This window comes from Agromyces sp. NPDC055658, assembly GCF_053618155.1.
The window spans coordinates 83,978-94,138 of the sequence record NZ_JBSHHD010000015.1 but is presented as its reverse complement, the minus strand read 5'-3'; the positions used below and the strand labels follow the sequence as shown (position 1 = coordinate 94,138).

The window sequence follows — 10,161 nt, the reverse complement described above, 5'->3', positions numbered from 1 at the left end:
CCAGCGGTAGTGGGCGAACGCGCGGTTCGACTCGGCCATCTTGTGCGTGTCTTCGCGGCGCTTGACCGCGGCACCGAGGCCGTTCGAGGCGTCGAGGATCTCGTTGGTGAGACGCTCGGTCATGGTCTTCTCGCGGCGGGCCTTGGCGTAGCTGGTGAGCCAGCGGAGCGCCAGGGTGTTCGCGCGGTGGGGCTTGACCTCGACGGGGACCTGGTAGGTCGAACCGCCGACGCGGCGCGAGCGCACCTCGAGGGTCGGGCGCACGTTGTCGAGCGCCTTCTTGAGGGTCGCGACCGCGTCCTGGCCCGACTTGGCGGCGACGTTCTCGAGCGCCTCGTAGACGATGCGCTGCGCGAGGTCCTTCTTGCCGTCGATCAGGATCTTGTTGACGAGCTGGCTGACGACCGGCGAGCCGTACACCGGGTCGGCGACGACGGGGCGCTTCGGAGCGGGTCCCTTACGAGGCATTACTTCTTCTCCATCTTCGCGCCGTACTTGCTGCGGCCCTGCTTGCGGTTCTTCACGGCCTGCGTGTCGAGCGCGCCACGGACGATCTTGTAGCGCACACCGGGGAGGTCCTTCACACGACCGCCGCGGATGAGCACCATCGAGTGCTCCTGCAGGTTGTGGCCCTCACCGGGGATGTAGGCCGTGACCTCGGTGCCGTTCGAGAGCTTCACACGGGCGACCTTGCGGAGCGCCGAGTTCGGCTTCTTCGGGGTGGTCGTGTACACACGCGTGCACACGCCGCGCTGCTGGGGGTTGGCCTTCAGGGCGGGAGCCTTGGTCTTGGTGACCTTCGGCGAGCGACCCTTGCGGACCAACTGCTGAATGGTTGGCACTGCTTCTCCTTGTTGTGCTGCACGGTGACAGCTGATGATGGATTTCACATCAGACCCGCCGGCGCCGCAGAACTGCGGAACCTTGGATGGTGGGTATGCCGTGGGGGTGAGCCGCAGAAGTCCGCGGGCACCCGAATGCGCGCGCGTGAACGCGCACACCCGATCAATGGTAATGCCCCGTAACGTTGCGGTCAAACGGCGCCGGCTTCGCGGACGGGGAGAACGCGGAATGAGGCCCGTGCGACGCCGGCGACGGTCACCCGGCCCAGCCCGGCGCGTCGAGTTCGCGGTCGAGGTCGGCGAGCATGTCGGCGACCTGCGGCTCGACGAGACGTTCGACGGCGTTGCCGATGCGATAGCGGTGCTGGGCGAGTTCGACGCAGATGCGTCGACCGAGCTGCTTGGCGAACTCGTCGGCGAGCCGCACCTCCTCGCGCAGCGCCTCCTTCTCCTCCGGGGTGAAGGGGCGCGGTGCGGGTTCGTTCGCCTCGGCCGCCGCCGTCGCCTCGAGACCGCCGAGCGTGAACAGGAACGGCTGGTCGGGCACCGGCTCGGGGTCGAGCTCGAGTCCGAGGTACTCGGGGTCGAGCCCCTCCCCCGCCCGATACGGTCGCCTGGCCTTGCGCTCCTCCGCGAGGCGGATCTCGCGGTGCAGCATCGGCAGGTTGCGCGCCGTGTAGTCGTCGACGGCGTCGTCGATGATGCCCTTCATGCGCATCGAGAAGGCGTGCTGCACGGGGTGCGGCACGTCGACGTCGAGACCCGCCGCCGCGATGATCGGCGACCCGAAGCAGCGCTGGCAGAGCCGGACCCGGGCACGGTGCGTTCCCGGCCGCCACCGCGGCAGCCATTGCAGCCAGCGGTCGACCTCGTGGCTCACGCGCGCCTCGACCGAACCCTCCATCGGGTTCACGATACTGCGCGCGGCGCCGCGGCGGGCCGAGGCGGCGAACGACTGGCGCGCCGCGCAAGGCATCAGAATTGCTCGTCGTCGCGCTCCCAGGGCCAGCGCGGGTGCTCCATGCCGCCCTGCCGACCGCGCGCGACGAGCACCGCGAACGCGGCCGTGACGAACGCGCACGCCGGCACGATGAGGCCGAACCAGCCGAGCCCGAACACGAGACCGAACCGCACGCTCTCGGCAGGGGGGTCCGACGAGCCGAGCAGCCGGCCGATCGTCGCGACCGCGACGAACGCGAGCCACGAGGCGAGCGTGGCCACGAGCACGGTCACGACCGCGCGCTCGGGATGCCGCAGCAGAGCGCCCAGGCTCACGAACACCGCCACGACGGATGCCGCGACCGCCGCGGGGGCGACGAAGATGCCGACCGCCGGATCGCCGACCACTTCGAGGTCGAAGAGGAGGCTCACGAAGCCGAAGCCGCAGACGACGAGCGCGAGGTCGAGCGCCGCCGCGAAGCTCGCGACCACCCACGCGTTGCGCGTCCGGAGCTCGTCGTCGGCCATCTCTCGAGGCTACGCCCGATCGCCGGCCGCGTCGCCGGGACGGCCGGTGCGGCCTCGCGTCAGTCGACGACGCGGAGCGAACGGACGATCGAGTCGAGCGACGCCGCCGCGTGCGCGACGAGCTCCTCGGGTGCGGGGCTCACCATGACGCGAACGGTCGCGCGATCGCCCTGCAGGAGGTAGGCCAGGCCGGCAGCCGGACGCAGGCCGGGCTGGGGCGCGAACCGGCAGCGCACCGCGATGCCCGTGCCGAGGCCGGCGACCTCGATCGGGTCGACGGCGGGGCGCCCCTCGAGCTCGGCATCGCCGAGCAGCGCGCGCACGAGCGAGCCCGCGATCTGCTGCGGCTCGGTGACGCCGATGCTCACGACGAGCGCCGCCGCACCGGGGCCGGGCAGGTACAGCAGTCCGACGGCCGCGCCCGGCAGGATGCGCGACGGCGCTCCCGCGGCGAGTGCGCGCACGGCGTCGAGCCGTTCGGCCGTCGTATCGGGATGGCGACGGAGGAAGCCCGCGACCACGTCATCGGCCCACACCGCGGCCTCGTCGCCGTCGGTCGCCGCCTCGGCCGGAACGCGCAGCCATGCGGTGTTCGGCGCATCGAGTTCGAGTCTCATGCCAACCAGCATCCCATGCAGGCCCGGTGGCCGGGGACGACGCGGGCTCCGCCGGTGCATGGCGGGCCTCGCCGTGCATGGGGAGTTCTCCCCATGCCCGGCCCGGGCGCGAACCCTCGCCAGCGGCTATCGTTGACCGCATGTTCGAGGATCTGAGACGAGCGTTGGCCGAGCGCGGCCTCGGCCCGCGCGACCTGCTGCTGCCCGGCGAGACGGACGAGCCGCTGCAGGGCGGGCTCGTGCTCAGACCGGCCGCATCCGGGTTCGAACTCGTGACCGTCGACTACGGCCAGGCCGTCGTGCTGCGACGCTGGCCCACCGCCGAGGAGGCGTCGGCGGGTGCGCTCGAGTACCTCGCCCGGCCGCTACCCGCGCCCGAGCGAGCGAACGAGACGGCCCTCGCATCGGTCGCCGCGAGCGCCACTGGGCACTACGACGAGCTCCGCGCGCGACTGGCCGACGGTACATCGTTGCTCATCGAGCTGCCGGCGGGCCTCGTGCTCGACCGCATCGGTGCCCTCGACGGCGTGCAGCTCTTCCCGAGCGGCACGTCGGTCGAGGCGCGTGCCCTGCCGCCGACCGCGCTGGTCGACGGCGCCGCGCTGCACCGCTTCATCACCGCCGGCGATGTGCTCGTGCGGGCCGCGCTCGTGCAGCCGTGGTTCGGGCAGCCGGGTGGCGGCCTGCGCTTCACGCTCGCCGACGACTACGTCGGCATCCGCGACCTCGTGGTCGCCGACCGGCTCCGCCGCGTCGAACTCATCCCCGCGCCCGCGGTCTGAACGCCGGCAGTCCTACGCCGGCGCCGGAGCGTCCGGTCCGGCCGCCGCGCCTCTGATCGCATGCTCGCAGCGGACTGCGGACTGCGGACCGCGATGACGCTGCCCTCGATGGCGGTCTCACCGACGTTCACCTCGGGCACGTCGCGCCTTCAGACACGAAATCGCCAGCGCGCGAGCCGGCACGGAACCGACGCCACCCGATGAGTACGACTCCGCCCATGCGAGCTCTCCGCCTCGGATCGCGGTCAGCGTATGAGGAACAGCGGGCGCCCGCCCGGGTGCTCGAGCGACGCGATGATCTCCTCCTCGGTGCGGCGCGCGACCGAGGTGAACTTCGCCGCCTCGGATGCGGCAGTCGATCCGGGCGGGAAGATCGCCGCGTGCGGTTCGCCGTCGGACACCCAGCGGAGCGTCTGCTCGGCCTCGCCCGTCTCGAGATCGAATCCTGCCGGAAGCGATTCAGGGGAACCCGGGAAGCGGATGGGCCGCTGCCGGAGGTGCGAGCGCACGTGCACGCTCAGCAGCATGAGCAGGTACTTCCGGACGAGACCCATCTCGCTGCTCGACACGAGCAGCCGTGGGACCTCGTTCCGCGCCTGACGCGTCAGTTCGAAGCCGCCCTCGCGTGCGCGGATCTCGTACAGGATCTCCATGTCACCGATCGAGAGCACCGCGTCGGCCGACGGAAACGTGACGACGCGCCCGTCGGCGGCGTAGTCGACGATCGGATCGGACCTTTCAGCCGAGGCATCCATCGCCGAAGACTAGGCCGTCTGCAGGTGTGCGCGCACCTGCGGCTGACCGGCGAGTTGCGCGATGACCGCAAGGTGCTCGTAGAGGCCCGACAGCTGCAGGTTTCCCGCGTCGGGCCGGCCACCGAGCGCGAGCAACGGAACGAAACCGTAGCACTGCTCGAACCCGGGCGCGCCATCGCGGTCGCGGGCGGCCGGGTACGGCTGCCACTCCCAGGCGACGTCGCGCTGAGCCGGGTCCTCGACGAGGGCGACCAGCTCGTCGAAGCTCGCGCCCTCGACGAGGTCGATCACCCCCCATCGCGGCTTGTACACGAGGTAGAGCCCGTTGACGTGCACCACCAGGTCGCCCAGCGCCGTCGTGAAGAGCACGGTGGATGCCTCGGGCAGACCGATGACCCCCTCGAGCATCTGCGCGGCGCGGCCCGGATCGACGAGGCGGAAGTAGCCGTCTCCGACGAGGCCGGCGCCGTCCGTGCGCCAGAGCTCGGTGACCTCGGCGGGCACCTGTCCCTCGTAGGCCCGGATCGTTTCGTCGGAAATGGGAGCGACCGGCTCGAAACTCCGGAACCTCGTCATGCGTACGCCTTCCTCAGTTGGGTCTGATCAGCTCGTCGTGTCCGATCCGGGCGAGCCGGATGCCTCCGCGGCGGTCAGCACTCGGCCACCCGGGAAGTCTACCCAGCGGGGTGCGGGAGGGAATGGGGAGCACTCCCCATGGGCTTCAGGCGTCGTGTTCCGGAAGTCCGACGCGCCCGGCGAACGGTTCGACGAGCACGGCGAACTGCTCGACCGTCAGCTTCCGCCGCTTCAAGATCGCACGGGCCGTCGTCGAGATCGCCGCCCGCGCATCGGAGTGGAGTCCCACCAGATGGGCATCCAGCTCATCGGCCCGAGGGAGCAGCCCCGCACGGATGCGGTGATCGAGCTCCGAGTTCTCGCTCGCCGACGGAACCGCCGCGCGGCTCGCCTCCTTGCCGCCCTCTGAGCGCAGGTCGACCAGCCGGTCGAACGCCGCCTCGAGCTCCTCGGCAGGCAACCCAACGGCCTCATCGACGAAGCGCATCGTCTCGGCATCCAACACTGGGCCTCCAGTTCGCTCGGGCGGTGACTCGGAAAAGCCTCAGTCTATGAGAACTTCGCGACACCGCGCGGGCATGGTGGGGTGGGCGGAACGACGTCCGCTCACTCGTGCACGGATTCGACCCGGTACCCGAGCGCTCGAACCGAGTCGAGGAACGAATCGAGATCGGCGGCGCCCCGGAGCAGACTGCCGAGCTCACCCTCGTTCACCGACATGTAGAAGGTCGCCGTCGCGAACGGATGGGTCACCGGCGGTGCGCCGGGCGGCGGCGGTGGCGTCGACGTGCTCACGAGGATCCCGCCTTCGCCCCGCAGCTCGAGGGCGAGACGATCACCGGCGAACACCCGATACCGGGGCGGGTCTTCCTGGATCCGGTTCACTGCGCTCCCTTCGCTCCGTAGAGCCCATCGATCAGAGCGAACATCTTCGGATCGTTCACTCGCAGCCACTCCCGCGTGTACTTCGCGGTCACCGCCGCGTTCGGACTGTACGCGTGACCATGGTAGGCGGCCACGGAGTTCGCGAAGTACTCCTCCTTGTTCGCCGCCGAGTACCAGTCGGGATCCAGCCAGTCCTTGTGGCCGGATCCCCCGGCGGTGCCGCTGTTCACGACCGGCTGAGCGGCGACGCGGTCGGCGTGGAGCTGCGCGAGGGTGTTCACCTGATCGGGCGTCAGTGCGGAACGCTGCAGCCCGTGACCGCCCTCGTGTGCGGCGACGAAGCCGGGCCCGTAGCCCTGCGGAACGGCTGCGAGCGCCTCCTCACCGATGGCGACCCTGACCCGCCCGTTCACGACATCCTGGATTCCCCGGACGTCGGCCCACTGGCGACCGTCGAAGGTCTGCAGGCCCGCCAGGTGCGCATATTCCGCAAGCTCGGTGAGCTTCTTCCCCGCGGGGATGATGTCGATGGCCACCGGATTCGCCGCGAGCAGTGCACGGTTCTCGGGCGCGAGACCACCGAAGAGTTCCTCGGCCTGCACCCGCGCCTGGTCGATCGAAGCCTGCGAAGCGCCGTTTCCGTTCACCTCGCAGAGGTCCGCGAGGGACGGCTGGGATGCGGCATCCGCGTCGGCGTCCTCAGCGGGCGAGGCTTCAGCCGTCTCCGAACCGGTCTGCGCCGCAGTGGTCTCAGCATCGGCGGTTTCCGCCTCGGTGGTCTCAGCCACGGTGGTCTGGGGGTCGCCCGCTTCAGGGTCGGGCGTCCCGTCATCGGTTGAAGACGAGTCGGGCGTGCCCGCGTCGGTCGACGTCGAGTCGGGCGTGCCCGCGTCGACCGTCGCCGCCGGCCCGGTCGCACCGGTCGGCGGGGTCGCCGACCCGTTTCGCGACAGTTCTGGCGCGGCCGGAACGTCGGACGATTCCGCCGGAGTCGGGTGCGGGGTCGGGATCGGCCGCCCCGCGGCATCCTCCGGCGACATCGGCGACCGCGGGTCCGAGTACGTTCCCGAAGCGCCGTCGACATCCGTCCGCACGAGGGTGCCGTCGGAGATCATCTGGTCGACCGTGAGCGCATTGCCGTCCGAGTCGAGGATCCGGACCTGCAGTCCGCCGCCGTCGCGCCCGAACGCCGGCGCGATCTCGGAGACCTCGATACGGGTGCCCGCCGGAAGTGAGTCGCCGAACCGGTAGATCGAGTACGGGTCGCTCAAGTTGCTCGGCGGCAGCGACCGCGCCTCGAACGGGGTGCCGGGGAAGGAGAGGAAGTCTCCGTACGGGCCACCCATCCGGTCGAGCTCGTCGCCGTAGTCGCGGACGAACGCGTCGAGCGCGTCGGGGCCCGAGTATTCGACGAACGTGTCGGGGTTCGCGCCGTGGTTGCCCGGGTAGACCGGACGACCCTGCGCGTTGGTGTAGCGGCTCTCCCACTCGTCACGCGTGTACGGCGTGCCGTCGTCCCCACGGCCGTACGGCGCCTCCGGGTCGGTGATGAGATGCGAGATCTCCGAGGGGACCGTTCCCGGGTGGGCGAACGGGTCGGCCAGGTGGCCGCTCTCGCCCGGGTTGCGCACATCGCCGTAGTTCGGGTCGACGGGACTCGTCGACGCATGGTCGGGGACGCGCTCCCAGCTGGGGCCGTGATCGGCGCCGGACAGCACCGGGTCGCCCATCTCGGGGGTCCACGGTGTGCCGGTCGACGCCGACGGGCTGCCTGCACCATCGGCAGAACCGACCGCGGCCGCCCGCGTCGCACCCGCGTCCGCACCGCTCGTGGTGCCGCCGGCACCGGCACGCGACACCGAGGTCGCGTTCGCGCCGCCCGTTGCGCCCGTCGACGCACCCGGAGTCGCAGCGGTCGACGTGCTCGCAGCCGGCGCGGTCGCCGCGGCGGCGGGCGCCGGAGCCGGGCTCGCGGCGGACGAGCCCGGCGCTGCCGGGGCCGAGCCGGCCTGCGCCCCCGAACCTGCGGCTCCCGGCGCCGGAGCCGGCCCCGACGTCACCGGCTTCGCGGAGGTCAGGGTCGCCTGCGTGGCCGAGACACCGGTCTCGAGATTGTGCGCACCGAGCTGGACGTTCAGCTTGATGTGCGCGCGCAGCGCCGGATCGATCTTCCGCACAGCACCCGCGACATCCGCACGCAGGTCGTCGAGACGACGGCCCGGCCACCCGGCACCGAGCGCGCTGTTGATCGGTGAGTGACCCGCGCCATCGAAACGGTCGGCCCGGCCGCCCGCGATCTGATCGGGGCCGTGCAGCACCGCGGGCGTCGGGTAGGTCACACGTACGCCGTTGGCGGTCAACGTCTTCAACGCCGACTTCTGCAGGTCCTGCGCGACCCGGTTCTCGCGGTCGTAGAAGTTGATGTTGTGCTGCCACTCCGACACCGTCAGGTCGTTCAGCCCCTGCTGCTGCAGACCGACCTGGCGCTGGAACTCGGCCCAGTCATGGTTCGGGTTCTTCGGAAGATTCGGGTCCTTCCGGTTGAACGCGTCGACCGTGATCGCGTTCTTCAGCGAGAACGAGCCATCGTCGTTCGCGACGATCGGCGAGTTCGGCTGCGCCGCGAGGGCGGTCAGCTGGCTCCGGATCTCGGGCGTCAGATCGGGGATGTTGTAGCCGTTGTACGTCGTGCCCGGCCCCGCCGAGCCATCCGACGGGTGCGTCGGCGACACGGTCGCCTGACTCGTGAACCCGGAACCGCTCCGGTCACCGCCGTCGCCATCCGTCCTGGAGGACGTACCCTCCGAGCCTGCGGGGGTGGTGGACGCCGTGGCCTCCGGGGTCGTCGCGACCGGCGATGCCGGTGCCGGTGCTCCCGAGTGGGGCGCGGTCGCGGCCGGCGTGCTCGGGGCGGGCGGCGCCGTCGGTGCAGCAGGCGCACTCGGCGTCGTCGCGCTCGGCGCACTGGGCGTCGATGCGTCGGGCGCACTGGGCGTCGACGCGTCGGGCTTCGCGTTCGGCTTCGACCCGTCGGGGTTGGTGACGTGCTCGGGCTGGATCGACGCGTCCCAGGTCGTCGCGCTCGGCTCGTTCGGCGGCCACGGCGAGCGGCTGCCAGTCTGCGCGTCGAGCGACCACACCGTGGTGCCGTCGAAGTACGCATTGAACCAGTGACCGTCGCCGGTGGAGCGGTCGATGCCGACCACGCAGTGCGACCCGGGACCCATGTCGCGCAGCGTGGCGTCGATCTGGGCCGGCGTCATCGGCGTCTGCGGGTTGCCGGTGCGCGCCTCCATCTGCGAGATGTCGAGCGTGCCGGTCGTGGCTTCCGCCGACGACGTCCCGTTGAGGAAGTCGTTGAGGTTCGACGAGGTGTTGCCGCAGTTCGTGGCGTACCCGTTGGCCGGGTCGGACGGGTCGTAGTGCGGGTTGATCTGCGCGAGGGCCTGATCGATCTCCGCGAGCGTACGGTCGGAGTGGTTGCCCGACGGCTGGTTCGAGTCGGCGCTCGAGCCGTCACCGGTGCCGTTGGCCGGCTGCTGCGGCGCCGAGCCGTCGCCCGCCGCGGTGCCGCCAGGAGTGCCCGGCTGGGCGCCGGCGGGTGCCGCAGGAGTGGCCGGCGTCGCACCGCCCGCTCCGGCACCGGCGGCCGACGACGTCGTGGGCGTTGCGGTGCCCGAGCCGCCGAACAGGTTCGTCGGCAGGATCGAGGGCTTGCTGAGCAGGGCGGCGGCCCCCGCCGCTGCGGCGCCCGCGCCCGCCACCGGAGCCACGTCTTCCAGCGTGAGCTCATTCGACTCGGGGGATGCCTCGGCGTCGCCGTCCTTCGACGACCCGACCTCGGCCGCGACCGAGTCGCCGTCGAGCTGCGTGGGCACATCGGTCAACTCGATGTCGACATCGACGTCGGCCGGGGCCGTCGCACCCGACGTCGGCGCCGAGGTCGACGTTCCGGATGCGGCCGCCGCAGGGGTGCCGGCTTCAGGAGCCTCCGGCGACGCGCTCTCGGGCGAAGCCGGCGCAGCGGCCTCGGGAGCCGTCGGCGCAGCGGCCTCGGGAGCCGTCGGCGAACCAGCCTCAGGAGCCGTCGGCGCAGCGGCCTCAGGAGCCGTCGGCGAACCAGCCTCGGGAGCCGTCGGCGCAGCGGCCTCGGGAGCCGTGGGTGAACCAGCCTCAGGAGCCGTGGGTGAACCAGCCTCAGGAGCCGTGGGTGAACCAGCCTCAGGAGCCGTGGGTG

General features: G+C 71.4%; 11 protein-coding genes. 1 reads left to right on the top strand and 10 read right to left on the bottom strand.

All coding sequences use genetic code 11. The features are described from left to right. The 5 genes from rpsG to ACWGPE_RS09290 all read right to left on the bottom strand — a co-directional run. A partial coding sequence (gene rpsG, locus ACWGPE_RS09310) for a 30S ribosomal protein S7 (protein ID WP_136708465.1) occupies positions 1-468 on the bottom strand: 468 nt, incomplete at its 3' end. After that, positions 468-842 (bottom strand): 30S ribosomal protein S12, encoded by a 375-nt coding sequence (gene rpsL / locus ACWGPE_RS09305; protein ID WP_022893888.1) that lies wholly within the window; start codon positions 840-842, stop codon positions 468-470. The genes rpsG and rpsL, both read right to left, overlap by 1 nt. Before the next feature lie 256 nt (positions 843-1,098). Then, entirely contained in the window at positions 1,099-1,746 is a 648-nt protein-coding gene (locus tag ACWGPE_RS09300) for a spermidine/putrescine ABC transporter substrate-binding protein (protein ID WP_231430091.1), read from the bottom strand. Positions 1,747-1,817: 71 nt separating this feature from the next. After that, a complete protein-coding gene (locus ACWGPE_RS09295) occupies positions 1,818-2,309 on the bottom strand; it encodes a DUF6121 family protein (RefSeq protein ID WP_452048559.1) in 492 nt (163 codons plus the stop codon). 59 nt (positions 2,310-2,368) lie between these two features. Then, positions 2,369-2,926 carry a hypothetical protein gene (locus ACWGPE_RS09290; protein ID WP_452048558.1) on the bottom strand — a complete coding sequence of 186 codons (558 nt, stop codon included), beginning with the start codon at positions 2,924-2,926 and terminating at the stop codon, positions 2,369-2,371. 140 nt (positions 2,927-3,066) lie between these two features. Between ACWGPE_RS09290 and ACWGPE_RS09285 the strand changes: the two genes are divergently transcribed. Next, complete coding sequence (locus tag ACWGPE_RS09285) at positions 3,067-3,708, top strand: TNT domain-containing protein (protein ID WP_231430088.1); 642 nt, start codon at positions 3,067-3,069, stop codon at positions 3,706-3,708. Positions 3,709-3,953: 245 nt separating this feature from the next. Here the strand turns inward: ACWGPE_RS09285 and ACWGPE_RS09280 are convergent, their stop codons facing one another. The 5 genes from ACWGPE_RS09280 to ACWGPE_RS09260 all read right to left on the bottom strand — a co-directional run bounded on the left by ACWGPE_RS09280 (position 3,954) and on the right by ACWGPE_RS09260 (position 9,802). Continuing rightward, positions 3,954-4,463: an Imm61 family immunity protein gene (locus tag ACWGPE_RS09280; RefSeq protein ID WP_231430087.1), complete on the bottom strand. Its 510-nt coding sequence runs from the start codon at positions 4,461-4,463 to the stop codon at positions 3,954-3,956. Between the two features lie 9 nt (positions 4,464-4,472). Continuing rightward, on the bottom strand, positions 4,473-5,039 hold the full coding sequence (locus tag ACWGPE_RS09275; RefSeq protein WP_231430086.1) for a T6SS immunity protein Tdi1 domain-containing protein: 567 nt from the start codon (positions 5,037-5,039) through the stop codon (positions 4,473-4,475). Between the two features lie 145 nt (positions 5,040-5,184). Continuing rightward, complete coding sequence (locus ACWGPE_RS09270) at positions 5,185-5,526, bottom strand: hypothetical protein (protein ID WP_275505455.1); 342 nt, start codon at positions 5,524-5,526, stop codon at positions 5,185-5,187. A 119-nt stretch (positions 5,527-5,645) separates the two neighbouring features. Next, positions 5,646-5,924, bottom strand: coding sequence for a hypothetical protein (locus ACWGPE_RS09265; RefSeq protein ID WP_231430084.1), 279 nt, complete (start codon positions 5,922-5,924; stop codon positions 5,646-5,648). Beyond that, positions 5,921-9,802 carry a glycohydrolase toxin TNT-related protein gene (locus tag ACWGPE_RS09260; protein ID WP_452048557.1) on the bottom strand — a complete coding sequence of 1,294 codons (3,882 nt, stop codon included), beginning with the start codon at positions 9,800-9,802 and terminating at the stop codon, positions 5,921-5,923. The genes ACWGPE_RS09265 and ACWGPE_RS09260 overlap by 4 nt, the downstream gene beginning before the upstream one ends. Between the last annotated feature and the right edge of the window lie 359 nt (positions 9,803-10,161).